Raw genomic sequence first — 25,749 nt, 5'->3', positions numbered from 1 at the left:
TTAAGCACTCCTGTTGACTGCGGGCAGACTAGCCAGCCAAGTGCGCTGACAATTTCTGCGGTAACGATCCTGCATAATTTGCTGAATCTTCGGTGTAGCTTTCTTTAACGACATCGTTTCGGCGTGGATGATTTTCAGGCATTGAATCACGTGAAAACCCATCTCGGTTTCCACCACATCACTGATGGCGTCTTCTTTCATGCCAAACAACACCGCATCCAGCTCAGGAAACAGGGTGCCCTTGACCACGCTACCGACTTCACCGCCCTGCACCGCCGTCGGACACTCCGAATATTTCAGCGCCAGATCGGCGAACTTGTGCGGCTTACGCTTCAAGGTGTCGGCAACCTCGTTGATCCGTTTCCAGGCGGCCTCACGGGTGTTGTCCGGATAATCCGGATTAATGCTGATCAGAATATGCCTCGCTGTGCGCTGCTCCGGTTTATGAAATTTTTCCTGATGCGAGTGGTAGAAAATGCCGATTTCGACTTCGTTAACCTTGGGCGCCCGCGCGGCCACTCGGTCCATCACCGCATCGACCTTACACTGCCGATACAACGCGGCCTTTAGCGCATCCGTATCCAAACCGTTGGCGGCAAGCGCCGCGAGAAACGCATCTTCGTCTTCGAAGCGACCGCGTACTTCCTGATAGGCCCTATTCAGCTCGGTATCGGAAATCACCACTCCGGTAGCTTCGGCGGAATTCAACACCCGGCCTTCGATTTCGTATTCGTTTTTGGCCTGCACTTCCACCTGCCGCAATTGCAGCTGTTCCAGTTCCGCCGGGGCCTTTTTGAACAGTGTCAAGGCAGCCCGCAACAAGGTGTAAGGCTCTATCTGGACTTCGGAAGTCTGGCTCATCTTATGCCTCCGGTTCTTTAAAATTTGCCGGGTCGGCCGGCTCAAGCACACTTTCCGGGACTTGCATGGTCTTGCCGGGAAAACGCACGTGGTATAGCAAGGGGTCGCTTTCTCTCAGCACTTTCAGGATTTCGCCTTGAGTGCCGGCCGGAAAACTGCCGTCTTGAGTGGGCAAATCGATGGTGCAAAGCACCTGATCGCGGAACTCAAAACGGCTGGGGTTCCAGGGCGCGTCGGCCGAAATCAACTCTTCCGCCCGACAGCCGACCATGCGTCCCGCATCCAGAAAATGCACGGTATAAATCACTTGATCCTGCAAAAACGTGCCCACTTCGATCACATTGCCGACGCTGCCGCGCCGGAGCAGGAAATCGCCGACATCCATGCCGGGATAAGTGCCGTCGTTGCGCACGTTGCGAGTCAGCCTGACTCGCTCGCCGAATTCGAAGCGCTCTTCGTCGTAACGTTCTTCTATCATGTTTTAATGTCGCCTAGTGAAACAAACACGGTTTGCGGTTCCATCATCTTGAAGACTTTAAAGACTTTTTCGGTCTGGGCGTCGGAGTCCACGAAGTCGCTGTAAGCGCGATGCAACAGTTTTTTGTAGACTTCCCGTTGCGCATCTTCGTCTTCCGGCATGCTATCGCCGGCTTGACTCAGATAATTGTGGAAGCGCTGCAAGATATGTAGCCGGTTGACGTGAACGACGGTCGTATCGTATTCCAGCTCGAAATACCGCAGAAAGTCTTCGGCGGCTTCCAGCTCTTCCATATCTTCTTCTAAACTCATCGTTATTACCTCATCATTAGGTGATCGAGATTGGCAGGGGGTTGTTCTCCCAGTGCATAAACCACTAACAAAACCACCAACATCACCGCTGTTTGGGCCAGAAATGGATCGGATTTACGTTGCTTCATCATGGCAATCACCTTTAGGTTAATTGTGCGGTATGGGCATCGCCCATCGTTTTGCATCTGACTATTGGGCGATGCCTACCCGAAAGCCTCCGGCATCCGGAAAATCCCTTCCGCCGCTTCCTGACGGCGCACGACCAACTCCAACAAGCCCTGCGCGCCTATCCTGTCCTTGTCGTCCAATGACACCAACTTTTCGAAAATCGACCGGCTCAACTCCAGATTCTCTAAACGCATGTTCAAAAAACCGATCGACTTCAAGGTAAACAGATACAGCCTGATCCGGGTCAGCAAGTCTTTCGGCGCCTCGCTGATGTGCTGTCTTTCCAGCTGCCGCCAATCATCCGGAAAACCAATGCCGGGTCGGATCAGCGTCAACGCTCTCTCGGATATCAGCAAGGCTTCTGCCAAGCGATGCTGGTAGTAATAAAATCTGTTCAAAGACACCAACACGTTCAACGACTCCGGCGCCCTGAGATAGGCTTGCAGCAATGGCAATTCGGCCTCGCCGCTGGCGTAACGCTCGGATGCGTATTGGATCAAATCCTCCACTTCCTGAGTGTCCGCTTTCTCGTAGTACAGATCCTTGGCGTCGAATTGCAACAAATCCATTTCCATCACTTACCGCCCGCCGCTTGTTTCAGGATCACTACGTCTTCGCCGTGACAGACGGCTTCCGCTTCGCAACTGCCGCAGGTTTCTTCCGCCACCACGAAACGTTTTTGGTTGTTCTCCAGCTCGTCCAAACGTTCTACCAGACAATTCAGCGCTTTGCCGACCGGGTCGGGCACCAGATGATGATCCAGATCGATACCGCGAGGGTCCTGAATCTTCACGCCTTTTTGCTGAATAATCCGGCCTGGAATCCCTATCACCGTACAGCATGGCGGCACATCCTTGATCACCACCGAGTTGGCGCCTACCCGAACGTTGTCGCCCAGATTGATCGCCCCCAATATCTTGGCACCGGCGCCGATCAACACGTTGTTACCTAATGTCGGATGGCGTTTTTCCTTGTTCCAGGTGGTACCGCCCAGCGTCACGCCGTGATACATCGTCACGTCGTGACCAATCTCGGCGGTTTCGCCGATCACCACGCCAGCGCCATGATCGATGAAAAAGCGTTTGCCTATCGTCGCACCGGGATGAATATCGACATTGGTCAGCCAGCGGGCAAATGCCGCCAGCAAACGCGCCGTCAATTTCCAATCCGCATGCCACAAACGATGGGTTACTCGATGCAGCAGCACCGCATGCACGCCCGGATAAGCCAGCAACACTTCCGGCAAACCGCGCGCCGCCGGATCGCGGGCGAATACACAAGCCACATCCTCGCGCCAGTCCTGCCAAAGGCCGGGCTTGGTGCCGGGGCGGAACGGCGAGAAGAACATCATTTTGCTAGGCTCCAAGTGGTTTTGCCCGGCATCGGTACACCCGGCACCCGGAAAAATGTACCTGGGTAACGGTCGTCCTGAACCTCGTGTTGCGCAGGATTGTGCTGTGGTACGTCTACTTTGGCGGTGCTGGGCACGGCTGGTTTTTGACGATTGCTACTCATCGGACACCTCGCTATAGGCTATGTAAAAATTGATTTAAATCGGTCGATTGCGGCGCGCGTTTATGCAGACTGACAAACTCGCGGATCAGCGGTAGCAGGCGACCGGCCTGCCAGCGGTTAATTTGGATACCCAGTTGGCGGTAAGCATGCATTACCCCTTGGCTGCCGGAATGCTTGCCCAATACCAGTTGGTGGCTGCGGCCGACCAAGGCCGGATCGACGCCTTGATAATTGTTGGGATCTTTCAGCAAACCATCGACGTGGATGCCGGCTTCGTGGCTGAACACATCGCGGCCGATCAAGCTTTTACGGCTGCCGATGGTGTCGCCGGAAGCAGTGGCCACTTGATGCGACAAAGCCGGAAAGTTACGCAGATCGACGCCGGTTTCAAAACCGTACAGTTGTTTCAAACCGACCACGACCTCTTCCAGCGCCGCGTTACCGGCCCGCTCGCCCAAGCCGTTGACGGTCGTGTTGACGTGGGTGGCGCCGGCGAATGCTGCCGCCAGCGTATTAGCGGTGGCTAAACCCAGATCGTCGTGGGCGTGCATTTCGATGTCCATGTCGGTGACAGTGCGCAACTTACGAATCGCTTCGAATACCCCGAACGGTTCCATCACGCCGACGGTGTCGGCGAAGCGAATCCGGCAGGCACCGGCGGTTTGCGCGACTTCGGCCATTTGCGCCAGAAAATCGCTGTCGGCGCGGGATGCGTCCTCGGCGCCGACACAGACCCGCATGCCGGCGTCGACGGCGTTTTTCACGCAACGTTCGATGGTCGCCAACACCCAGGCCCGACTTTGTTTGAGTTTGTGTTGGATATGTTGATCGGAAGCGGAAATCGACAAATCCACGCTGCCGACACCCAACCCCAGGCAATGTTGCAAATCTTCGTCACGCATCCGCGACCATACTAATAAATTGCTGGGCAGTTTTAATGCGGCGATGGCTTTGATTTCTTCCCGCTCCTGAGCACCCATCGCCGGGATACCGATCTCCAGCTCCGGCACGCCCAAGGTTGCCAGTTGTCCAGCGATGGCCAGCTTTTCCTCCAGCGAGAACACTACCCCGGCCGATTGTTCGCCGTCGCGGAGCGTGGTGTCGTCGATGATGATGGTGCGGAAATCGGTTTTCATGCTTTAGCCTCAAATCGAGCGGGTAACTGTTTTAACCCATGCGTTACAAACGCCTTCGACTTAACTAATGCAAGACGCTTGCCAACTGCTTAAACCTTGATAATTGGCAGCCTGAAAGGATCGAAGGTCGCGATAACGACAAAACAAGTTGGTGCGGGAAAGGCTGATTGTCGCAAACCCTACAAAATGCCATTATCATATTGCCAACGATGTGATGCTCCCCCGCTTGGCCCTGCAAATCCTAAGACCGCCGGTTTGCTAAAGCCGTCATATCGGTTTATGTTGACGCCGCGCAGCCCCCTTTCGAATTGAGGCGATATCCATGCTTTTAACCAATCACACCATGGTGGAACAACTAAAGCTCACGGAACGCAAAATAGAGCTGATCAAGAAGTTGTTCGATCTAACCAAGGAAGACGAAGACAATCTGTTGGCGTCGGAACAGTTTATTAATAACAATCTGGACGCCATCGTCGAAGAGTTTTATGCAAAGCAACTGACCCACATCGAAGTGGAAATCGTCATCGGCGATTCGGAAACCCTGACGCGCTTAAAAAACAGCATGCGCGGCTATATTCAGGAGGTATTTTCCGGGAAATACGACGAACACTACGTCACCAACCGGCTGCGGGTAGGCAAGGTCCATAAACGAATCGGCGTCTCGCCAGCGCTGTACATGTCGGCGGTGCGTTTGCTGTGGGACATTCTGTCCGACCAGTTCGAAAAAGAGTACCGAGTGGGCAACTGCACGCGCGACGAAGCGGACCGGCGTCAACGCAGTCTCACCAAATTGCTGATGTTCGACGTGCAGTTTGTCTTCGAAACCTATACCGGCGCCTTGGTAGCTGAAGTGGAAAAGGCCAAGCAAGAACTGGAGGATTACGCGCGCGATTTGGCGGAAACGGTTGCCAAGCAGACCAAGGAACTGCGCGAGCTGTCATGCCAGGACGGCCTGACCCGGCTGTTCAATCACCGCGCCTTCTACGAGCGTCTCCGGGTGGAACTGGCTGGTTGCACCAGACGCAAGGAACCCTTGACCCTGGTTTATTTTGACCTGAATGGCTTCAAGATACTCAACGACAGCCACGGCCACATCGTTGGCGATCAAATGTTGGAAGCGGTGGGAAAAAGTATTTTGGCCAGCATCCGCGAAACCGACATCGCTTGCCGTTACGGCGGCGACGAATTTTGCATTATCATGCCGGGCGCCACCAACGGCCATGCCAAGGATGTTTGCGAACGTCTAATCAAGCACTTCATCGCCAGAAACGAAAAGCACAAGATTTCCTTCAGTATCGGCGTCTGCCAAACCGGGCCGGACAAGCTGATGTCCGGAGACGAGTTGGTCAATGCCGCCGACAAACGCATGTATATCGCCAAAGCGGCATCTCGGAACGACCCTGGATTCTGGCTTTGCGACACTCAGGAAACGGCAGGAAAATACGGCATGTTTCCTCATGACGAATAACCCACCCTTCTAAACGACGACGATGAACTCCGCCCAAATTAAATGTCTTTGTGTATTCGCCGTGTTCGCTGTCATTGGCTTCGGTCCGGTTTCACCCGGCTGCCTGATCGGCATCTATATCGTCGCGTTCAGGCCGTATTGGTTCTGGGCACTGGCCAATAGTCTGTATGCCGATTTGCCTAGACCTCAACCACCGGTCTCGACGGATATCGTCCAAGACAGCAAGCAGGCCAGGAAAAAATGCTTCTTCGGCCTATTAGGCCTGTTCATTCTCGATATTGCGCCGGTCCCGGTCACGCCGGTCGTCGCCTTTTTTATCATCACGATCAGACCGCTATGGTTTTATCGTTTGATCGCACGTATTTACGGCAATACCCAAGCAAGGCAGCCTCTTTAATATTGCCGATCAAACGAGAACGCCGAGACAAGCTCGGCGTTCTTAGTTAAGACAAACGCAGCAAATCAATTAAGCATAAGTCGGTTGAAACGCTTGTTCCGGATCGGCAACCGGGCAATTGTTGGCGCTATCCCAGTACGGCGACAATTTCCGCAAGGTCGCGGCGATGCTCGGCATGACTTTCAATACTTCATCGACATCGCTCATCGTGTTATAGCGCGAGAACGAGAAACGGATGGTGCCATGCGCTGCAGTGTAAGGAATATCCATGGCCCGCATCACATGCGACGGCTCCAGGGAGCCCGAAGTACAAGCCGATCCGCTGGAAGCAGCGATACCGGCTTTGTTCAACAACATCAGAATCGCTTCGCCCTCGATATATTCGAACGCGATATCGGTGGTGTTAGGCAGGCGGTTGTTCAGATCACCGGTGATAAAGCAATGCGGAACCGCTTCGACGATGCCTTGTTCCAGACGGTCGCGCATGGCTTTGACTTGAACGTTTTCGTATTCCATGTGTTCGATTGCCAGCTCGCAAGCCTTGCCCAAACCGACGATGGAGGCGGTGTTCTCGGTACCGGCCCGGCGACCGCGCTCCTGATGACCGCCGCGCAGCAACGGCCGATAACGGGTACCGCGGCGTAGATACAACACACCGATGCCTTTAGGCGCATGCAGTTTGTGTCCGGAAATCGACAGCATATCGATCTTGGTATCTTGCAGCATCATCGGGATTTTGCCGACCGCTTGTACCGCATCGGTATGAAACATCACCCCGGCCGCGTTGGCCATTTCGGCCATTTGCACGACCGGGAAAATGGTACCGGTTTCGTTGTTGGCCCACATCACCGACACAATAGCAACCTGATCGGACAGCAAATTCTTGTACGACTCCAGATTCAAGCGGCCGCATTTATCCACCGGCATCCGGTGGATGGTGTAGCCTTCTTTCTCCAGATTCTCGACCAGATTCAGAATCGCCGGATGCTCCACCGCCGTGGTGATGATTTCCTTGCGATTGGGCTGAGCCTTGATCGCCGACAAAATCGCCGTCGAGTCAGACTCGGTGCCGCACGAGGTGAAAATAATTTCCGAATCGTGCTCGGCGCCAATCAATTCTTGAACCTGTGCACGGGCCTTCTTGATGGCCTTGGCCACACCGTCGGCGAAGCGATGGATGGACGACGGGTTACCGAACTGCTCGGTAAAAAACGGGATCATCGCATCGACCACCGCGCTATCCACCTTGGTGGTCGCGTTGTTATCCAGATAAATATCAGGCATGACCAGCCTCCTGTATGTTGACCAGTTTCGGCATTTGCGAAGCCGGCACGACCTTGATGAATTCGCCCATCACTTCCATCAAACGCTGCTGGATACCGGCAATCGTCATCGCTGACATTTGGCAACCGTTGCAAGCGCCGGTCATATTCACGTACGCAGTTTTGTCGACCACTTCCACCAACTCGACATCGCCGCCGTCGGCCATCAATTGCGGACGGAAGGACATGATCACTTCCTCGATTTTCTTGATGCGTTGCAGGTTAGTCATCGGGCCTTTGGCAACCACTGGCTCCGCTTTGGCTACTGGTGCAGCACTTGGATCGAAGCTTTCACCGCGTTCCTTCATCACTTTTTCCAAAATGGCTTCGATGTCTTCATGGCAAGAGGCGCAACCGCCGCCGGCTTTGGTAAAGTTGGTGACATCCTCGACGGTGCGCAGCTTGTTGGCCCACACCATTTCTTCAATCATCACCGCATCGATCGCAAAACATTTACAGATCAGCGCACCTTCGGCGTGATCGTCTTTCCATTCTTCGCCGCGATAATTAGCAACCGCGGCTTGCAAGGCTTCGCGACCCATCACCGAGCAGTGCATTTTTTCCGGCGGCAGACCGTCCAGTTCGGCGGCGATATCTTGGTTGGTGACTTTCAAAGCTTCGTCCAAAGTCAAACCTTTGATGATCTCGGTCAATACCGAAGACGAGGCAATCGCCGAGCCGCAGCCGAAAGTCTGGAAACCGGCATCTTCGATCACTTCGGTGTCGTCGTTGACTTTCAAGGTCAAACGCAAGGCATCGCCGCAACTGATGGAACCCACTTCGCCAATCGCGTTGGCATCGACTACCGCACCGGCATTTTTAGGGTTGAAAAAATGATCTTTTACTTTATCTGAATAATCCCACATAGCTACTTCCTCGAATTCTTAAGAACAGGTTTTTGGGGTGCCGCCGCTCTCCCCGGTGGTAAACGATGATCCGCATGCGCAGCTTTTTACAGCATTGGGATTGGTAAATTTAAAGCCCGACCCTTCCAGGCTATCGACGAAGTCGATGGACATACCGTCCAGACTCGGCAGACTGAGCGGATCGACAAACACTTTGACATCGCCGCAATCAATCACGGTATCGTCCTGGTTTTCTTTCGCTTCCAGGCGCAATCCATAAGACAGCCCGGAACAACCGCCATCGGTAACTTCGATGCGCAGCCCACCGGTCGGCTTGTCGGAACTGCTAATAAAACGACCCACGGCTGTAATGGCGCTTTCGGTTAATGTAATCATCTTTAAGTCTCCTGAACGGTTTGGCATTGATCTTGTAAACAGTTAAAGCAACCAGCATGCCATACGCGAAAATTTCGGCTAAACCGCTGAAATTGCTCACTCAAAGGTAGCCGGCCAAACTTTATCGGCAAGCCGTTTCACAACAAACCCGGTGTGATTGTCAGCTTTGCTACAAAACTCTCACAGGAGATTAGAATGAATGTAGAAGATTTGGATTTAGGCGATGTGGTCTACGCCTCGCGCACCATCGTCGACGACGGCAGTATGCCGGATAGCGAGGAAGGCGAAGTGTTGGCTGAGGAAGGTACGCGCGGCGTGATCGTCATGAAAGGCCATGTCGAGGAAGACCCGGCACTAACCGTTTTTCTGGTGCGCTTCGAAGACAAAGAATTAAATCTGGGCCGGCCTATCGGCTGCTGGACCGAAGATTTAATGCTGCCGGAACTGGTATCCTAAGCAAGCTCATCATTCGCCCTGACGCCGATAAAACTCGCCGCGCGCCGAGAGCCATCTATTGGTCTCGGCGCGCCGAGCCGAAATCCAGTCATTGGCACAACGGCAGTCTCGCCGCTCTTTTAAGGTTTACCCAACGCTTTTATCCCCGCCTACCGAGGACTCCATGGAAAACTCATCCGAAGCCGTCATCCAGTACCACCAGCGCACCAAACACCAGCTCAACGCTTATGCCAAAGGCCCGGAAACGCTGGACTGGGACGACCAACCCAATCCGTTCCGGCGTTTTAGCGGCTGCGAAACGCTAGCCTTGCCGCTGCCCGGCGCGCAATTGGCTTGCTTGTTTGGCGATATGGACAAACCGGAACAGATTGCTTCACAGCCTTTGACGCTGACCAACCTGGGGCTGATGTTGGAATTGTCGTTCGGCTTGTCGGCCTGGAAACAATTCGGCCCGGATCGCTGGGCCTTGCGCTGCAACCCGTCCAGCGGCAATCTGCACCCGACCGAAGCCTATTTATTGTGCACCGACCCAGATCTGTTGCAACCCGGCGTATATCATTATGTCAGCCACGATCATGCGCTGGAACGGCGCAGCCGGTTCCATGCCGACGCTACTCGGCCCGAGTTATACATCGGCTTGTCGTCCATCCATTGGCGAGAAGCCTGGAAATACGGCGAGCGGGCGTTTCGCTATTGCCAGCACGACATCGGCCATGCACTAGCCGCATTGAGCTACGCCGCCGCCGGCCTGGGTTGGTCAATTGAATTGCTGAGCGAATCCGCCGATGCCGATGTCGCCGCCTGGTTAGGACTGGATCGTAACGACGATTTTGTCCCAACCGAACACGAAGCGCCCGATTTATTTTGCCGCATACGCAGCGACCGGCAAGCGGTGACTGGTTTCGATGCCGGACATTTGTCGCAAATCCTGCAATCGGCAGAATGGTTCGGCACTGCCGAACGTTTGAGCGGCCGGCATTTTTACCGCTGGCCGATTATCGATGAAGTCTCCGCGCACGCCGCAAAGCCGGCTAGCGCCGCCGAACGGCTCACGCTGCCGGGCCTGGATCTGCCACTACCCAGCCACAACATCGCTGCCAGCACATTATTTCGCCAACGCCGCAGCGCCCAGCACTTCAATGGCAAATCCCCGGATTTGCCATTGGCGGATTTTCAACGCATGTTGTCGGCACTTCTGCCCAACGCCAAACCGCCGTTCACGGCCTGGAACTGGCCGGCACAAGTGCATCCGGTTATCTTCGTTCACCGAGTCGCCGGCTTGGAACCGGGTTTATATCTACTGCCGCGCGATCCGCAAGCGCTCACCGAGTTAAAGCAAGCATTTTCCACAGACTTTGTCTGGCAAACAATCGAGATGCCGTTCGAGTTCTACCGCCTAACGCCGGGCAATGTCAGACAAGCCGCCAAAACTATCTCCTGTCACCAACCGATCGCCAGCGACAGCGCCTTTAGCCTGGGGATGCTGGCGCGCTTTGCCGATCAGGTCGAAGCCGAAGCCTGGCGCTATCGTCGGCTGTTCTGGGAATGTGGGATGTTGGGACAAATTTTATATCTGGAAGCCGAAGTCGCCGGTGTACGAGGCACCGGCATTGGCTGTTTTTTCGACGACGCCGTGCACGGCATGCTGGGGTTACGGGATAACGCTTGGCAAAGCCTGTATCACTTTACTGTGGGAGAGCCATTGGACGACGGCCGACTCCAGAGTTTACCGGCTTATGCGCATCTATCGGGTTAGCGCTGAGCCCATGCTATTTTCATGTTCACGCCGGCTTACTCGCCTAGCGCCAGCAAGGTTTGCATAGCTTCGCCGGCAAACGCTTTATGTCGTTTCCGCGCGGTTCATCCAATATACGCGCCTCAGATATATTTAAATTTCTTATATCTTCCAATTCGGCAATTTTGGTATTTGCTGTCGATATTTGCGTTTGCAGTTCCTGGATCTGGGCATTCAGTTGTTCGTCAGTCTGCGACTGAGCAAGCGATTCCGCGTGGCAATTTGAGCAAAATAAAACTATAAGAGCAGATAAGCTAAGAAATAATTTACGCGATTTAAACATGACAAGCCTCTCGTGTTTAGAATTAGAATTTTGGACTAGTCCAACCGTCATCATGGATAGGAAGCTAATGAAGTTGAGCCGGACACCATACAGCTAACGCTGTAACTTGCTTGTTATGGGTGTAGGGTGGCAAGCTTTTGTAGGATATAAGGCGATGCCCGGCTTGTTAATAGGCATTACCCTCAATCTGAAATAGGGAGTTCCCCTATTTTATTGATATCAGTCCTTATCTTTTATCCACATGATTGCGTAACGAATCAATTCCGTTCCGGTTTTTAGCCCCAGTTTTTCCTTGATATTGGCGCGATGGGCTTCGATGGTCTTGACGCTGCGCTTTAGTTTTTCAGCAATCTGCCGAGTCCCGAAACCAAAACCGATCAGCCTCAACACCTCGAACTCGCGGTTGGTCGGGCTCGCCGTAAGATCGGCTGTCGCCTGCTCGAAACGGCGAGCGCCCATGCGTTCTAATACCCGTTTTTGCATGTCGTCGCTTAGATAAATGCCGCCCGCCAGAATCCGCCGAATCGCCGATTGGAGCCCTCTTTGTTTTTTTGCTTCTCGATACTTATCTTCATTTTTTTACACTTGCTTACACTCGTAGAGAGCAAAAGTGTAAAAATATAGAAATAAATGGAAATAAACAGAAAGCAAAAAACAGGAAAAAGCACCTATATCGTTGTTTTTACAGCACTTTATTTTTTGTTGTTTTCGCTTGTTTTACTGCTTCACTTTCCGATACAAAAGTTGGAAAAAATCTCGCCCAACAAATCGTCGGAAGTGAATTCGCCGGTGATGGCCGACAAACTGGTTTGGGCCTGGCGCAGTTCTTCGGCGACCAACTCGTGAGCCTGATGACGTAGCTGCTCGGCGGCGCTGTCTACGGCTTGCGCCGCTTGCTGTAAGGCCTGGATATGGCGGGTTCTGGCGACAAACACGTTATCCGCGCTTTCGGTAAAACCCATGCTTTGCTTCAGGTGCTGGCGCAGCAAATCCAGGCCCAGCCGGTGTTTGATGGATAAATGAATTTCCGTGCCTTGCGGGGTTTGTGCGGCTCGAGCTTGGCCGCCAACCAAATCGATTTTGTTAAAGACTTTGGTAATGGCAATATTGGCGGGCAGACTGTCGTCTAAGCTGGCGCTATCGGTATCGGTGCTGTCTATTAACAATAAAATCTGATCGGCTTTGGCGATTTCCTGGCGGGCACGGCGGATACCTTCCTGCTCGACCGGATTATCGCTGTCGTGCAAGCCGGCGGTGTCGATGACATGCAGTGGCATGCCATCCAGTTGGATGCGTTCGCGCAATACATCGCGGGTGGTGCCGGCGATGTCGGTCACAATCGCCGCGTCGTGACCGGCCAAGGCATTCAATAAACTGGATTTGCCGGCGTTGGGTTTGCCGGCCAGCACCACAGTCATGCCGTCATGTAACAACCTACCCTGCTGAGCGGTTTTACAGATTTCGGCAAGCTTGGCTTGCAAGCGCTGGATTCGCCCGGCCACCACACCGTCGCCGAGAAAATCGATTTCTTCATCGACAAAATCGATGGCCGCTTCGATAAACACCCGCAACTCGATCAGTTCGTCTATCAGTTCGTTGATTTGCTCGGAAAACACGCCCTGCATGGATTGCTGGGCAGAACGCACGGCTTGTTCGGTGCCGCTGCTGATCAGGTCCGCAATCGCTTCGGCCTGGGCCAAGTCAATTTTGTTGTTTAGAAAAGCCCGCTGACTGAATTCGCCGGGGTTAGCCAAACGCGCGCCCAGTTCCAGCACACGTCGTAATAGCATATCCAACACCACGCTACCGCCGTGGCCTTGCAATTCCAATACCTGTTCGCCGGTAAACGAGGCCGGCGCGGCAAAATACAGCAGCAAACCGCTGTCGATTACGTAACCGTCGGCATCGAGAAAATTGGAGAATTGCGCGTAACGCGGTTTGGGTAGGATTTTGCCGGTGAGGTTTTCGGCGATGCCGGGCGCGGCCGGCCCGGAGATGCGAATGATGCCGACGCCGCCGTTTCCCGGCGGCGTGGCGATGGCGGCTATGGTGTCGCCGTCAAGCATGGCTTTTAGTGATGTGCGTGAGCGTCTTCTTCAAGCACGTGCTTGGTGATGTACCATTGCTGGATGATCGACAAGCTGTTGTTGCAAATCCAGTACAGTACCAAGCCCGACGGGAAGAACAGGAAGAACACCGTAAACACGATAGGGAACATTTTCATCACCTGCGCTTGCAATGGATCGATCGGCGCCGGATTCAGGCTTTGCTGAATCTTCATGGTGATGCCGTACAGAATCGGCAGCAGATAGAATGGGTCTTGCGCGGACAAGTCATGTATCCACAGCGCAAATTCGGCCTGACGCAATTCAACGGTTTCGATCAACACCCAGTACAAGGAAATGAACACCGGAATCTGCACCATGATCGGCAAGCAACCGCCCAAGGGGTTGACTTTCTCGCGCTTGTACATCGCCATCATTTCGGTGTTGAATTTCTGACGGTCCTCGCCATAACGCTCTTGCAGCTCTTTCAAACGCGGCTGAATTTTGCGCATTTTCGCCATGGACTGGAAGCTGGTTTTAGACAATTTGAAGAACAGCAGTTTGATGCACAAGGTGACACCCAAAATCGCGATACCCCAGTTGTTAACATAGCCATAAATTTGATTCAACAACCAATAGATCGGTTTGGCGACCACGGTCAACCAGCTGTAATCGACTGTCAATTCCAGACCCGGCGCGGTGGCTTCCATGATCGGCTGAATTTTAGGGCCGACAAACAATTGAGCACTAAGTACCGCTTCGCTATTCGGCACCACGGTCACATCCGGCGAGTAAGAACCGATGACGTAGCGGAAATCGTTCAGCGCCTTGGTGTAGAAATGGTTTTCCTGATCGGCTGGCGGAATCCAGGCAGCGGCGAAGTAATGCTGGATAAACGCGCTCCAACCACCTTGGCTGGTGACATTTAAGGTGTCGTCCGCCATATCTTCGTATTTAACTTTCTTGTATTTGTCTTTCTCGGTGTAAACCACGCCACCGGAGTAAGTTCTGATGAAATTATTATTGTTCTTGTCGCTATGTTCGACCCGCAACAATTGATCGTATTGTTTGCCGACCCAAGGGTTGGCTGTCTGGTTGACGACTTTTTGATCGACCTGCACCACATAACTGCCACGCTTAAAGGTAAAAGTCTTGACGACTTTCAGGCCTTGTTGATTGGTCCAGCTTAACGGAATGCTGATTTGCTCCTGGCCGTCTTGTAAGACATAAGAGGTTTGCTCGGCGGTGAATTCGGCATGATGATCGGGAGCTGCAGCCGAATTTTGGCTGGCCACCAGGCCGGTTTGCGCCAGGAACATGTTTTCGTTGCTGCTATCGAACAGACGGATCGGCGACAGATCTTTCGCCGGCGCATCCATACCGATCAAGGCATAGGCTTTGGTGACCGCTGAATTTTCTTTTTCGTGCGGATATTGCAACAAATCGAGATTGCGCAAGGTACCGCCCTGGGTGTCGATTTCCAACTCGAAGACGTCGGTTTTGACTTTGACCACTTTGTCGGCCGCGACCTGCGCTGCTACCGCTTCAGCGCCGGCTTGCTGAGCGCCGACCTGGGCTTGCCCCGTTACCGCTCCTGCATCGCCGGCAACAATGGGCTTGTCCGAGATGATCGCCTGCGGTTTCGGACCATAATCAATCTGCCATGACTCCCAAAGCATATAGGAGATCATCAACATCGCCATGACCAGTACAAATCTTATGTTATCCATTGTTATTTACTCAATTTTTCCGGAACGGGATCAATGCCACCTTCGTGGAACGGGTGGCATTTCAATAATCGTCGAAGCGTGAGGTAAGAGCCTTTGAAAGCACCATGAATCTGGATTGCCTCTAAGCCATAACTTGAACAGCTGGGATAAAAACGACATCTGGGTCCCAGCAAAGGACTTATGAAGTATTTGTAAACCTTGATCAGGGTTATGAGCAGGAATCGCATCGATCTACCAGTTTAAGCCAATGCCTTTCCAATGACTTCCTCAATATCGGCGAGGCTGCATTTGCTGCATCGCCTCGTGCCAAAACAACAATATCAATGCCGACGATATGTTGACGCTGTAATCTAAAACTTTCCCTGACAGCCCTCTTAATGCGGTTCCTTGCGACTGCTTTTTTTATAGTTTTTTTGGCGATGGCTAAACCCAAACGCGGATGCGTCAGGCTGTTGCCGGTCGCCAACACCGTAAAATACTTATCGGTCGATTTTACGGGATTGGTAAATACTTTTTTATACTCAGCGGGCGTCCCTAGCCGATACTGATCGGGAAAGCCGAAATCTTCCGCCGACAATTAAACCGTCAGCGATGCGCGACCTTTTGCTCTGCGCGCGTTGATCACTTTACGACCACCGACGGTAGCCATTCTGGCACGAAAACCATGAGTTCTGGCACGTTTGATTTTGCTAGGTTGATAAGTTCTTTTCATTTGCTACTGCCTATGGTGATAAAACGGATAAAAAAGGCTGCGAATCATACGTGATGAGCCGCGCGACTGTCAATTTGACTTGATCATTTCCAAAATGGTGCGAAATCAGCTACTCTCTAACTGTCTTTTGCCCATTAGGCATCGCTTAAGGAGTTTTATCATGACTAAATTATTGCTCACGTCGATTTTCGCAACCAGCCTGTTGGTAGCCGGCTGCGCCACCACCACCGGCTGGACACCCACCGTGGATACATACAACGACCGCAACGCTTACCGTTTGAACCAAGACATGCAGGAATGCCAACAACTGGCTTCGCAGTCCGCTAGCACTGTTAAGGACACCGCTACCGGTGCCGCCGTAGGCGGTTTGGTTGGCGCCGCTGGCGGCGCAGCGATCGGCGCGATCACAGGCAACCCCGGCACGGGTGCAGCCATCGGCGCTGCGGCCGGCGGCATCGGCGGCGGCGCGCAACAAGGCATCCATTCCAACGATAGTTATAAAAACGCCTATCGCAACTGCCTGAGACAACGCGGCCACAACGTGGTCAATTAATCAGCAATAGCGTCGCGGAAACCTTGGAGGCATTTCTTCCGTTTATCGGCCTAGCGATCGTCATTGTCCTGGTGTTCGACTACACCAATGGCTTTCACGATGCCTCCAATATTATCGCCAGCGCCATCGCCGCCCGAGCGATGACACCAGGCCAAGCCGTACTGGTAGTCGCCGGCTTCGAATTTTTAGGCCCTCTGCTGGGCGGCACCGCCGTCGCCAATACGGTCGGCACCCTTCTCGACTTATCGACCATCCCCAAAACCGATGCCTTACTGATCGTCGTGTCGGGACTATTTGCCGCCGTTTTTTGGAACTTTTATACTTGGTGGCGTGGACTGCCTTCTTCATCCTCGCATGCGCTGATGGGCGGCCTGGTCGGCGCGACGTTGGTCGGTATTGGTAGCGAGCCGATCGCCTGGGGCTTTACCGACTTAAGCCAGGGCCGGATTCACGGCTTCAGCAAAATCCTGCTAGCATTGTTCATCTCGCCGATACTGGGCTTTCTACTAGGTTTTGGACTGCAGCGATTGACGATGTTTTTACTGCGCGCCGCGCCGCCCAGCATCAACCGGCACCTGCGCAACGCCCAGTGGCTGACGACGGCCTCCCTAGCTTTTTCCCACGGCGCTAACGACGCCCAGAAAAGCATGGGAGTGTTGACTTTGATCTTGCTGCTCAGCGGTCAAATCGACAGCTTTCGGGTGCCGGGATGGGTCATGTTATTTTGTGCCAGCGCAATGACCGCAGGTGCGTTAACTGGCGGCTGGCGCATCGTCCGCACACTGGGTTTTGCAATTTATAAAATCAGACCAATCCATGCCCTCAATGCCCAATTGAGCGCATGCGGCATTATCTTTGCCAGTTCCTTGCTCGGCGCACCGGTTTCCACCACGCATGTAGTCGCCTCGTCGATTATGGGCATTGGCGCATCGGACCGTCCCAAACGAGTGCGCTGGGGTACGGCCTGGAATATTCTGCTGACCTGGCTGATTACCATCCCCGGTTCGGCTATCATCGCCAGCGCGAGCTTCCTGATAGTCCATTATTTCTTTCAATCCGCCCAATAATTTCGAATGAATGCCTCGAAACAATCGCTGGCTTCGCGCCTGCTGCAACATATATTCCCGAAAACCGCGGACTTTTATCTATTGCTGCACCAACAATGCCGACAAGTCTGCGTCACGGTGGACAATTTGGTGCATTTCATGGTCAGCGAATGTCCGGACGCCGGCAAAATGCTGAAGGAAGACGAGCACGAAGCCGACCGCCTGCGCATGCATAATCTGCACGAACTGAACAGCTCGTTTTCCACCCCGATAGACCGGGAGGACATCTACCGGGCCATCGCCTCGATGGATAGCATCGTCACCTATTGCAAGAGTACTTACAACGAAATGGAAGCATTGCAGCTCAATCCCGACCACCATTCCAAAGCGATGGTGATTGAACTGCAGGTCGGCATCAAAGCGCTGGAGCGAGGCTTTGCGATCTTGGGCAAACATCCCGGCGACGCCGAACAACATGCCTTCGCCGCCCGCCATTCCGAGCGACGCATCGAAAAGATGTATCGCAAAGCCATTGCCGATTTGTTCCAAGGCCAAGATTACTTAAACATGTTCAAACAACGCGAGCTTTACCGGCATTTATCCAACGCCGCCGATAAAGTTCACGCCACCGCCAACGTGCTGGAAGACATCATCGTCAAACTCGGCTGAAACAGCTTTTAGTACCGAAAAAACACCCCGATACAGACCTTGGCAAACCCTTCAGTTTCGACGGCGAATGCACCGGGCATCGCCCCAAAAGCCCGATCATCCATGCTACAATCTGCCGCGTTTCAAATCCCGTTACTCAAAGAGGTTCACTTCGTGGCAAACATCACCAGCCGAAAATCCGCAATGACTCTTTTTTCGTCTCCATCCTGCATTATGAGCCACTGCGCTAGACTCGTGGTGTACGAAAAAGGCGTGCCAGCGGACATTGAATTTTTCGACCCGAACGACCCGCCCGAAGATTTGCTAGAACTCAACCCCAACGGCAACGCACCGACTTTTGTCGAACGGGATTTAGTACTGTACGATGCCCGTATCATCATGGAATACCTGGACGAGCGCTTCCCGCATCCGGCCTTGCACCAAATGGACCCGGTGTCGCGCGCCAACGCCCGCATGCTGATCAAACGTATCGATCAGGACTGGTACCCGATGCTGGAAGAGGTTCAGGTCCACGGCGACAAGAAAGCCGCCAAGGCCAAAAAAATGCTCCGGGAAAGTCTGATGGCCGCCGCGCCGGTGTTCGAAGCCACCCCTTATTTCATGAGCGAGGAATATTCATTGATCGATTGCGCGATGGCACCGTTTTTATGGCGGCTACCCAGCATCGGCATCGACATCGCCAGCCTCGGCAAAGGCATCACTGCCTACGCCAACCGCCTCTTCGCCCGAAAGGCCTTTCAAGAGAGCTTGAGCCGAGAAGAAAAAGACATGATGCCCAACCCAAGCAAATGACCCCACTCAAACCGTATCTGATACGCTCCATCTACGAATGGATCGTCGACAATAACCTGACCCCGCATCTACTGGTGAATGCCGAGCATCCGGGCGTGGTACTGCCGGGCGACTTCATCGAGGACGGACGCATCGTCCTGAACATTCGCCCGGAAGCGATTCAAGGCTTGGTGCTAGGCAACGACGAGATTCAGTTCAACGCCCGTTTTGCCGGCAAACCGATGCGCATCACCACGCCCTGCAAAGCCGTACTAGCCATCTACGCCAAAGAAAACGGCAAAGGCATGATTTTCGATCCGGAAGAAAACGAGGATGAAACGCCTCCGCCGCCGGAACCGAAAACGCCGCAAAAACCGCAACTGCGGGTCGTTAAGTAAGCGCCCAACCGAATATTGAAGAATGCGAGCTCGACTACGCATTCTTCAAACAGACTCAAGCACCACCCCACCCCCTCAAGGCCCATCACTTTCCACTGGGCTGAAATACCGTACAAAGCCCGCAAACAGCTGCATACCGTTAAAGACAGCGGCGAAACTGTGCGATAGAATGCCCAGTCATTTTATTTGCAGGGGATGAACGATGTCGCAAGATACGCCCAAGGTCTATAGCGAGACCGAAATCGCCGAGTATTTAAAACAAGAACTGCCGCATTGGTACTACGAAAACGGCTGGATACGCCGCAAAATCAAGACCAGCGGCTGGAAAGCGACATTGATGGTCGTGAATACCGTCGGCCACTTAGCGGAAAAGGCCTGGCACCATCCCGACCTCACGGTTTCCTATGCTTTCGTGATCGTCAAACTGGTCACCCATGCCGCCAAAGGCATCACGGATAAAGATTTTACGCTGGCCAAAAAAATTGAAGAAGTGGTGATGTGGGATGCGGCGGAAAGCTCCGCCGGCATCTTCGAAGGCACACCCGACGACCCCCGTTTCAAATACATTAAAAAAGATTGAGGACTTATCCTATGACTGAAATAACCGAGGTACCCAGTCCTTTTTGCGGCATCGGTACCGACGACCTGAGCATACAGGTGGAGGGCGTGTCGCTGAAAATGACAGCTAACGGCTGCGCGGTCAATACGCCAGCATTCGAACAAGCTATCACCGACACATCTCCGCGCATCGCCGGCCAATCGGTTAGTCTGGAAGCCGCGGCAGCTAAAGCTGCCGAAATTTTGCGCGACACCCAGCAACCGCTATTCGGCGGCTGTGCCACCGATGTCGGCGGCATGCGTGCCTTGCTGTCCCTGGCGGACCGTAGCGGCGCGGTAGTCGATAGCGCCGCGTTCAATAATGCCCGCCGCAACCTGCTGACGCTGCAAGACTCCGGTTGGATGAACACCACGCTGGCGGAAGTGAAAAACCGTTGCGACGTGTTGCTGATCGTCGGCACCGACCTGGAAGGCTTCGCCCCGCGTTTTTTCGAGAAATATTTGTGGAACGAAGAGGCAATGTTCCTCGAGGACACCGCCAACCGCGAAGTCATTTATTTGGGTAAAGCCCCGTCCGGCGACGCATCGACTTCGCCAACCGGCCGTAAGGCGACGGTACTGCCTTGCGCGGACGCCGACTTGCCGGAAGTAACCGCCGCAGTGTCCGCCTTGATCAAAGGCCGCTTGCTGCAGGCGCAAAGCGTCGCCGGCATCGCCATCAGCGACCTGCAAGCGATCGCCGACAAACTGAAAGCCGCGCGATACGGCGTAGTGCTTTGGGGAGCCGCAGCCTTGGCTTTCGACCAAGCCGAACTGACCGTACAAACCCTGTGCGGCATCGTCAAGGACATCAACTTGCAAGGCACGCGCTGTTCAGGCTTCCCCTTGGGCGGCAAAGAAGGCGACCAGACCGCCAACCAAGTCTGCGGCTGGACCACCGGCTACCCGGCTCGCGTCAATTTCGCCCGCGGTTATCCCGAATACGATCCTTATCTCTATGACAGCCAGGCCCTGCTAAAAAACGGCGAAGCCGATGCCTTGCTATGGGTGCAAGCCTTTAACAGCGGCGCGCGGCCACCGCAAGCCAACATACCGACCATCGTCGTCGGCCGCTCCGGCATGAGCTTCGAGAAAGAGCCGGACGTATTCATTCCGGTCGGCACGCCGGGCATAGACCATCCGGGCCATGCTTACCGTCTGGATAACGTGGTGGCCATCCGCCTGAAAAAATTGCGCGACTCCGGCCTGCCCAGCACCGCCGAAGTACTGTCCGCCATCGAACAAGCTCTTTAGGATCAAAACATGCTGATAAAACTCACAGGTGGAACCGTTTACGATCCGGCCAGCGGCATCGACGGCCAACAACAGGACATTTACATTCGAGATGGCCGTATCGTCACGGCCCCCACCGACGGCAGACCGGTCGATCAGGAATACGATCTGCGCGGCAAGGTGGTGATGTCCGGCGCCATCGACATGCACACTCATATCGGCGGCGGCAAGGGTAATATCGCCCGCACCCTGCTGCCGGAAGATCACCGCATGGACCCGGTCGCCCGTACTGCGGTGACTCGCTCCGGCAACGGCCACGCCATGCCCAGCACCTTCGTCAGCGGTTACCGTTACGCGGAAATGGGCTACACAGCCGGCTTCGAACCGGCGGTGCTACCGATCAACGCCCGCCAGGCGCACATGGAAATGGGCGACATTCCGATTCTGGACAAGGGCGGCTATGTGATGCTGGGCAGCGACGACTTTTTGCTGCGCATGCTGACCGCTAAAAAAGATCAAAAAGCCATCAACGATTATGTGGCCTGGACGCTGCATGCCGCCAAAGGCATAGGCATCAAAGTGGTGAACGCCGGTGGCATCAGCGCCTTTAAATTCAACCAGCGCAAACTGGATCTGGACGAGAAGAACAGCCATTACGACGTCTCGCCACGGCAAATCCTGCAAACCCTGGCCCGCGCGGTCAAGGAACTGGGATTGACTCACCCGCTACATGTGCACGGCTGCAATCTGGGCGTGCCGGGCAATGTCGACACCACCTTGAATACCATCCAAGGCATAGACGGCCTGCCGTTGCATTTGACGCATATCCAGTTCCACAGTTACGGCACCGAAGGCGATTTCAAATTTTCCTCGGGAGCCGCGCAAATAGCCGAGGCGATCAACCGCACCCCCAACATCACCGCCGATGTCGGTCAAGTCCTGTTCGGACAGACGGTCACCGCGTCCGGCGACAGCATGCGTCAACACTATAATCACAAGTTCGCCAGCCCCAATAAATGGGTGTGCATGGACATCGAATGCGATGCCGGCTGCGGCGTGGTGCCGTTCAAATATCGGGACCAGAACTTCGTCAACGCTTTGCAATGGGCGATTGGTTTGGAAATTTTCCTGCTGGTCAACGATCCCTGGCGGATATTCCTGACCACCGACCATCCCAACGGCGCGCCGTTCATGAGCTATCCGCATCTGATCCGCTTACTGATGGACAAAAGCTTCCGCAACGACATGTTGGCGACCATCCATCCGGAAGCTCAGAAAATGACCACGCTGGCCTCCATCGACCGCGAATATACCTTCAATGAAATCGCCATCATGACCCGCGCCGGCGCTGCCCGCATCATCGGCTTGAAAGACCGCGGCGCATTGAGCCCTGGCAACTGGGCGGACATCACCGTCTACACCGAAAACGCCGACCGCCAGGCCATGTTCACCAAGCCGGATTATGTGTTTAAAGACGGCAATCTGGTGGTCAAAGACGGCGAAGTCGTGAAAGTGGTCTGGGGCACCACCCATGTAGTCCGGCCGGACTTCGACATGTCCATCGAAAAAGACCTGCAAAAATACTTCGACCGTTATCTGACCATGAAACTGGGCAACTTTAAAATCAGCGACGATGAAATTACAGAAGATGGGCGCGGCAGCATCACCGTGCATCCGTTGAGAGGTGCAGCATGATCATTAATGGTGTAACCATAGACAAAACCTTCGCCGAAGCCTTCCCGATGAAAGGCACCCGCGCCATCATCACCGCCCAGAACGAAAAATGGGCGATGATTTCCGCTCAGGCCATGACCGGATTTGCCACCTCGGTGATTGCCTGCGGCTGCGAGGCCGGCATCGAGCGCGTATTGTCCCCGGAAGAGACACCCGACGGACGGCCCGGCGTTTCCATCATGATTTTTGCGATGGGCGCCAAAGGCCTGGCCAAGCAACTGGAAACCCGCGCCGGCCAGTGCGTATTGACCTCGCCAACCTCGGCGCTATTCGCTGGCATCGAAGGCGGCAAGCCGATTCCGTTGGGCAAAAACCTGCGCTACTTTGGCGACGGCTTTCAAATTGCCAAGAAAATCGCCGGCAAGCGCTATTGGCGGGTGCCGGTGATGGACGGCGAATTCCTGACCGAAGCCACCACCGGCATGGTCGAAGCAGTCGGCGGCGGCAACTTCCTGGTGCTAGCCGAATCGCAACCGCAAGCCTTGGCGGCCTGCGAAGCGGCCATCGAGGAAATGAAAAAAATCCCCAACGTGATCATGCCCTTCCCCGGCGGTGTGGTGCGTTCCGGCTCCAAAGTCGGCTCCAAATATCCGGCGCTGGGCGCTTCGACCAACGACGCCTTTTGCCCAACCTTGAAAGGCATGACCAAGACCGATTTGTCGCCGGAAATCGAATCGGTGATGGAGATCGTTATCGACGGCTTGAGCAAGGAAGACATCGACAAGGCGATGCGCGTCGGCATCCAGGCAGTCTGCGACCTGGGCGCGGCCAACGGTATCAAGCGCATCAGCGCCGGTAACTATGGCGGCAAACTGGGACCGTTCCACTTTCATTTGCAGGAGATCATGGCATGACCACATTGACATTCACTCTGACCGAGACGCCGCCCGCTCAACGCGTCGATATGTCGCCGCTGGTTTGCCAAAAACTAGAGGGCTTGACCCTGAACGAAATCGCCGCTATCGAACTGCAATGCGGCAAACGCAAACTGCGCGTCGATCAATTGTTTTACATCACCGGTAGCAATACTCAGGATATCGCCATTGCCGCCAGCACCGACAAGCTGGACTACATCGGCAAGGAACTGAACGGCGGCAGCATCAGCGTCCAAGGCGATGCCGGCGCTTATCTGGGCATGCAAATGAAGGCCGGCACAATCAGCGTCATCGGAGACGTCGGTCTCTACGCCGCCTGCGAAATGAAAAACGGCCTGATTCAAATCGAAGGCAATGCCGGCGACTTCCTCGGCGGCGCCCTGCCCGGCAATAAGCAAGGCATGAAAGGCGGCACTGTGCTGGTGAAAGGCAATGTCGGCCAGCGCGCCGGCGACCACATGCGCCGCGGTCAAATTCTGATCGAAGGCAACGCCGGCGATTATTGCGGTTCGCGGATGGTAGCAGGCACTATCGCGGTAATGGGCAGCACCGGCCGTTACTTAGGCTATGCGATGCGCCGAGGCACCTTGCTGCTGTGGAATCAGCCGCAACTGTCCGCGACCTTCAACGACTGCGGCTCCCATACCTTGGCGTTTTTGCCGATGCTGTTCGCATCCTTTAAATCCTTGGACTCTCGCTTCGCCGATAGCAGCGTGACGCTTAATCGAGTACGTAGATACGGCGGCGATATGGCCGAGACTGGGCGGGGCGAAGTACTGGTTCGAATCTAAGAAATTGCCATACAGACTGAGACACACCTCAGTTTGTATGCCCTGCTCAAGTGACCCAAACCCTCAATACCACCAATCACGACCGCGATATCGCCGGCCTGAAATATGTTTACCCGGTCATTTCCCGCCGTGCCGGCGGCTTATCGATAGGCATTAATTTCAATCCGAATAACGCCTGCAACTGGCGTTGTATTTATTGCCAAGTGCCTGAGTTACAACGCGGCAATGCGCCGGAAATGGATTTTGCCTTACTGGAACAAGAACTGCGCTTCTTTCTCGATTACGTGCGGCACGGCGACTTTTTCGAGCAATTCAACGTCGAAATTCACCAGCGCGTTATCAAAGACATCGCCATTTCCGGCAACGGCGAGCCGACCAGCCTTAAAGACTTCGATAAAGCCGTCAGATTAATTGGCGAGATCGCCACGGAATCGGGAGTGTTCCCGGCCAGCAAATTCGTATTGATCAGCAACGGCAGCTTGTTGCATCAAACAACGGTTCAAGCGGGCTTAACGGAATTGGCTCGCTACCACGGCGAATTATGGTTCAAGCTGGACAGCGCTACAGAACAGGGCCGCAAGCTAGTCAACAACACCGGGCAAAGCCAGCAAAAACTGCTGGCGCATTTAAAGCTCGCGGCCAGTCTCTGTCCAACCAAATTGCAAACCTGCATGTTGCATTATGGACAAGCATGGTCGGACAGCGAAAAACAAGCTTATTTGGCGCTTTTGCGGGAAGTGCGGGACAGCGATATAGCACTGCAACAAATCATGCTTTACAGCATCGCGAGACAGTCATTCCAACCCGAAGCAGGAAAACTGGAAAAAATGAGTCTTGAGGAGATGAATGCATTTGCAGCTGACATCAAGGCCTTGGGCTATGATGTCAGCGTCGCTAGTTAAGCTAGGGCATCGAGGATAGAGCCGACTCTTTCTTGCTCGGATTTAATGACTTTGGTGGCAGCCATCGTCTCAAACTCAGCTTCTTTCAAACTCAACACCGGCTTGAAAGGATCAGCGGGGCTCACATCCTTGGAACCACCCACCTCTTGCTCTTGCATCGGCAGTTTGGCTAGCGTTTGCGCGGCGGTGGCGGTTTTTTGCTGTGCATGAGCGATCATACTGCTTGCACTATTCATTGCGTTGCTAATCATGGTGTACCTCC

General features: G+C 54.1%; 34 protein-coding genes. 15 read left to right on the top strand and 19 right to left on the bottom strand.

Annotated features, from left to right (window positions below):
* The 8 genes from nifM to nifV all read right to left on the bottom strand — a co-directional run bounded on the left by nifM (window position 1) and on the right by nifV (window position 4,469).
* Window positions 1-861 (bottom strand): nitrogen fixation protein NifM, encoded by an 861-nt coding sequence (gene nifM / locus QZJ86_RS03680; protein ID WP_301936519.1) that lies wholly within the window; start codon window positions 859-861, stop codon window positions 1-3.
* Window position 862: 1 nt separating this feature from the next.
* Window positions 863-1,339, bottom strand: a complete 477-nt coding sequence (locus QZJ86_RS03675; protein ID WP_301936518.1) for a nitrogen fixation protein NifZ — start codon at window positions 1,337-1,339, stop codon at window positions 863-865.
* Window positions 1,336-1,650 carry a nitrogenase-stabilizing/protective protein NifW gene (gene nifW / locus QZJ86_RS03670; protein ID WP_192393150.1) on the bottom strand — a complete coding sequence of 105 codons (315 nt, stop codon included), beginning with the start codon at window positions 1,648-1,650 and terminating at the stop codon, window positions 1,336-1,338. Before nifW ends, QZJ86_RS03675 begins: the two co-directional genes overlap by 4 nt.
* 5 nt (window positions 1,651-1,655) lie before the next feature.
* Window positions 1,656-1,781 carry a hypothetical protein gene (locus QZJ86_RS03665; protein WP_301936515.1) on the bottom strand — a complete coding sequence of 42 codons (126 nt, stop codon included), beginning with the start codon at window positions 1,779-1,781 and terminating at the stop codon, window positions 1,656-1,658.
* Window positions 1,782-1,853: 72 nt separating this feature from the next.
* Window positions 1,854-2,393, bottom strand: coding sequence for a hypothetical protein (locus QZJ86_RS03660; RefSeq protein WP_320415850.1), 540 nt, complete (start codon window positions 2,391-2,393; stop codon window positions 1,854-1,856).
* Window positions 2,393-3,169, bottom strand: coding sequence for a serine O-acetyltransferase (gene cysE / locus QZJ86_RS03655; RefSeq protein WP_301936513.1), 777 nt, complete (start codon window positions 3,167-3,169; stop codon window positions 2,393-2,395). Before cysE ends, QZJ86_RS03660 begins: the two co-directional genes overlap by 1 nt.
* On the bottom strand, window positions 3,166-3,333 hold the full coding sequence (locus QZJ86_RS03650) for a hypothetical protein (protein ID WP_301936510.1): 168 nt from the start codon (window positions 3,331-3,333) through the stop codon (window positions 3,166-3,168). The genes cysE and QZJ86_RS03650 overlap by 4 nt, the downstream gene beginning before the upstream one ends.
* An 11-nt stretch (window positions 3,334-3,344) precedes the next feature.
* Window positions 3,345-4,469 carry a homocitrate synthase gene (nifV, locus tag QZJ86_RS03645; RefSeq protein ID WP_301936508.1) on the bottom strand — a complete coding sequence of 375 codons (1,125 nt, stop codon included), beginning with the start codon at window positions 4,467-4,469 and terminating at the stop codon, window positions 3,345-3,347.
* Between the two features lie 322 nt (window positions 4,470-4,791).
* Here nifV and QZJ86_RS03640 point away from each other — a divergent pair, with 322 nt between their 5' ends.
* Window positions 4,792-5,937 carry a GGDEF domain-containing protein gene (locus QZJ86_RS03640; RefSeq protein WP_301936506.1) on the top strand — a complete coding sequence of 382 codons (1,146 nt, stop codon included), beginning with the start codon at window positions 4,792-4,794 and terminating at the stop codon, window positions 5,935-5,937.
* A gap of 61 nt (window positions 5,938-5,998) precedes the next feature.
* Window positions 5,999-6,334 (top strand): hypothetical protein, encoded by a 336-nt coding sequence (locus QZJ86_RS03635; protein WP_301936505.1) that lies wholly within the window; start codon window positions 5,999-6,001, stop codon window positions 6,332-6,334.
* A 69-nt stretch (window positions 6,335-6,403) separates the two neighbouring features.
* On the opposite strand, the gene nifS is transcribed toward QZJ86_RS03635, so the two are convergent.
* From nifS to QZJ86_RS03620, 3 genes are read right to left on the bottom strand one after another with little or no spacing between them, the layout of a single operon-like run.
* A complete protein-coding gene (gene nifS, locus QZJ86_RS03630; protein WP_301936503.1) occupies window positions 6,404-7,618 on the bottom strand; it encodes a cysteine desulfurase NifS in 1,215 nt (404 codons plus the stop codon).
* Window positions 7,611-8,522, bottom strand: coding sequence for a Fe-S cluster assembly protein NifU (nifU, locus tag QZJ86_RS03625; protein WP_301936501.1), 912 nt, complete (start codon window positions 8,520-8,522; stop codon window positions 7,611-7,613). The genes nifS and nifU overlap by 8 nt, the downstream gene beginning before the upstream one ends.
* 18 nt (window positions 8,523-8,540) lie before the next feature.
* Window positions 8,541-8,897, bottom strand: a complete 357-nt coding sequence (locus QZJ86_RS03620; protein ID WP_301936500.1) for a HesB/IscA family protein — start codon at window positions 8,895-8,897, stop codon at window positions 8,541-8,543.
* Between the two features lie 195 nt (window positions 8,898-9,092).
* Between QZJ86_RS03620 and QZJ86_RS03615 the strand changes: the two genes are divergently transcribed.
* Both QZJ86_RS03615 and QZJ86_RS03610 read left to right on the top strand, forming a co-directional pair.
* Window positions 9,093-9,353: a nitrogen fixation protein NifZ gene (locus QZJ86_RS03615; RefSeq protein WP_301936499.1), complete on the top strand. Its 261-nt coding sequence runs from the start codon at window positions 9,093-9,095 to the stop codon at window positions 9,351-9,353.
* 163 nt (window positions 9,354-9,516) lie between these two features.
* On the top strand, window positions 9,517-11,109 hold the full coding sequence (locus QZJ86_RS03610) for a SagB/ThcOx family dehydrogenase (RefSeq protein ID WP_301936497.1): 1,593 nt from the start codon (window positions 9,517-9,519) through the stop codon (window positions 11,107-11,109).
* 43 nt (window positions 11,110-11,152) lie between these two features.
* Here the strand turns inward: QZJ86_RS03610 and QZJ86_RS03605 are convergent, their stop codons facing one another.
* From QZJ86_RS03605 to rpmH, 7 genes are all read right to left on the bottom strand, one after another.
* Window positions 11,153-11,431: a hypothetical protein gene (locus QZJ86_RS03605; RefSeq protein WP_301936494.1), complete on the bottom strand. Its 279-nt coding sequence runs from the start codon at window positions 11,429-11,431 to the stop codon at window positions 11,153-11,155.
* Window positions 11,432-11,650: 219 nt separating this feature from the next.
* A complete protein-coding gene (locus tag QZJ86_RS03600) occupies window positions 11,651-11,914 on the bottom strand; it encodes a response regulator transcription factor (protein ID WP_301936492.1) in 264 nt (87 codons plus the stop codon).
* A gap of 242 nt (window positions 11,915-12,156) precedes the next feature.
* Complete coding sequence (gene mnmE / locus QZJ86_RS03595) at window positions 12,157-13,497, bottom strand: tRNA uridine-5-carboxymethylaminomethyl(34) synthesis GTPase MnmE (protein WP_301936490.1); 1,341 nt, start codon at window positions 13,495-13,497, stop codon at window positions 12,157-12,159.
* A 5-nt stretch (window positions 13,498-13,502) separates the two neighbouring features.
* Window positions 13,503-15,206, bottom strand: a complete 1,704-nt coding sequence (yidC, locus tag QZJ86_RS03590; RefSeq protein ID WP_301936488.1) for a membrane protein insertase YidC — start codon at window positions 15,204-15,206, stop codon at window positions 13,503-13,505.
* A 2-nt stretch (window positions 15,207-15,208) separates the two neighbouring features.
* On the bottom strand, window positions 15,209-15,433 hold the full coding sequence (gene yidD / locus QZJ86_RS03585; RefSeq protein WP_081733834.1) for a membrane protein insertion efficiency factor YidD: 225 nt from the start codon (window positions 15,431-15,433) through the stop codon (window positions 15,209-15,211).
* Window positions 15,415-15,783 carry a ribonuclease P protein component gene (gene rnpA, locus QZJ86_RS03580; protein ID WP_301936486.1) on the bottom strand — a complete coding sequence of 123 codons (369 nt, stop codon included), beginning with the start codon at window positions 15,781-15,783 and terminating at the stop codon, window positions 15,415-15,417. The genes yidD and rnpA overlap by 19 nt, the downstream gene beginning before the upstream one ends.
* Window positions 15,784-15,918: a 50S ribosomal protein L34 gene (gene rpmH / locus QZJ86_RS03575; protein WP_020483365.1), complete on the bottom strand. Its 135-nt coding sequence runs from the start codon at window positions 15,916-15,918 to the stop codon at window positions 15,784-15,786.
* Window positions 15,919-16,078: 160 nt separating this feature from the next.
* On the opposite strand from rpmH, the gene QZJ86_RS03570 reads away from it, so the two are divergent.
* The 11 genes from QZJ86_RS03570 (at window position 16,079) to QZJ86_RS03520 (ending at window position 25,487) form a co-directional block, all read left to right on the top strand.
* Entirely contained in the window at window positions 16,079-16,471 is a 393-nt protein-coding gene (locus QZJ86_RS03570) for a glycine zipper family protein (RefSeq protein WP_301936484.1), read from the top strand.
* A 23-nt stretch (window positions 16,472-16,494) separates the two neighbouring features.
* A complete protein-coding gene (locus QZJ86_RS03565; protein WP_301936482.1) occupies window positions 16,495-17,538 on the top strand; it encodes an inorganic phosphate transporter in 1,044 nt (347 codons plus the stop codon).
* 6 nt (window positions 17,539-17,544) lie between these two features.
* A complete protein-coding gene (locus tag QZJ86_RS03560) occupies window positions 17,545-18,186 on the top strand; it encodes a DUF47 domain-containing protein (protein WP_301936480.1) in 642 nt (213 codons plus the stop codon).
* A 183-nt stretch (window positions 18,187-18,369) separates the two neighbouring features.
* Window positions 18,370-18,978, top strand: a complete 609-nt coding sequence (locus QZJ86_RS03555) for a glutathione S-transferase N-terminal domain-containing protein (RefSeq protein ID WP_301938901.1) — start codon at window positions 18,370-18,372, stop codon at window positions 18,976-18,978.
* Entirely contained in the window at window positions 18,975-19,355 is a 381-nt protein-coding gene (locus QZJ86_RS03550; protein ID WP_301936479.1) for a ClpXP protease specificity-enhancing factor, read from the top strand. Before QZJ86_RS03555 ends, QZJ86_RS03550 begins: the two co-directional genes overlap by 4 nt.
* Window positions 19,356-19,557: 202 nt before the next feature.
* A complete protein-coding gene (locus QZJ86_RS03545; RefSeq protein WP_301936478.1) occupies window positions 19,558-19,935 on the top strand; it encodes a 4a-hydroxytetrahydrobiopterin dehydratase in 378 nt (125 codons plus the stop codon).
* 11 nt (window positions 19,936-19,946) lie between these two features.
* On the top strand, window positions 19,947-21,206 hold the full coding sequence (locus tag QZJ86_RS03540) for a formylmethanofuran dehydrogenase subunit B (RefSeq protein ID WP_301936476.1): 1,260 nt from the start codon (window positions 19,947-19,949) through the stop codon (window positions 21,204-21,206).
* Window positions 21,207-21,215: 9 nt separating this feature from the next.
* Window positions 21,216-22,880: a formylmethanofuran dehydrogenase subunit A gene (locus QZJ86_RS03535; protein WP_301936474.1), complete on the top strand. Its 1,665-nt coding sequence runs from the start codon at window positions 21,216-21,218 to the stop codon at window positions 22,878-22,880.
* Window positions 22,877-23,773, top strand: coding sequence for a formylmethanofuran--tetrahydromethanopterin N-formyltransferase (fhcD, locus tag QZJ86_RS03530; RefSeq protein ID WP_301936472.1), 897 nt, complete (start codon window positions 22,877-22,879; stop codon window positions 23,771-23,773). The genes QZJ86_RS03535 and fhcD overlap by 4 nt, the downstream gene beginning before the upstream one ends.
* On the top strand, window positions 23,770-24,585 hold the full coding sequence (locus QZJ86_RS03525; RefSeq protein WP_301936470.1) for a formylmethanofuran dehydrogenase subunit C: 816 nt from the start codon (window positions 23,770-23,772) through the stop codon (window positions 24,583-24,585). Before fhcD ends, QZJ86_RS03525 begins: the two co-directional genes overlap by 4 nt.
* A gap of 50 nt (window positions 24,586-24,635) precedes the next feature.
* A complete protein-coding gene (locus QZJ86_RS03520) occupies window positions 24,636-25,487 on the top strand; it encodes a radical SAM protein (RefSeq protein ID WP_301936468.1) in 852 nt (283 codons plus the stop codon).
* On the opposite strand, the gene QZJ86_RS03515 is transcribed toward QZJ86_RS03520, so the two are convergent.
* Window positions 25,484-25,738 (bottom strand): hypothetical protein, encoded by a 255-nt coding sequence (locus QZJ86_RS03515; RefSeq protein WP_301936466.1) that lies wholly within the window; start codon window positions 25,736-25,738, stop codon window positions 25,484-25,486. The genes QZJ86_RS03520 and QZJ86_RS03515 overlap by 4 nt on opposite strands.
* Window positions 25,739-25,749: the final 11 nt, after the last annotated feature.

This window comes from Methylomonas montana (assembly GCF_030490285.1).
GTDB lineage: Bacteria > Pseudomonadota > Gammaproteobacteria > Methylococcales > Methylomonadaceae > Methylomonas > Methylomonas montana.
This window is presented reverse-complemented; position numbering and strand designations above follow the sequence as displayed.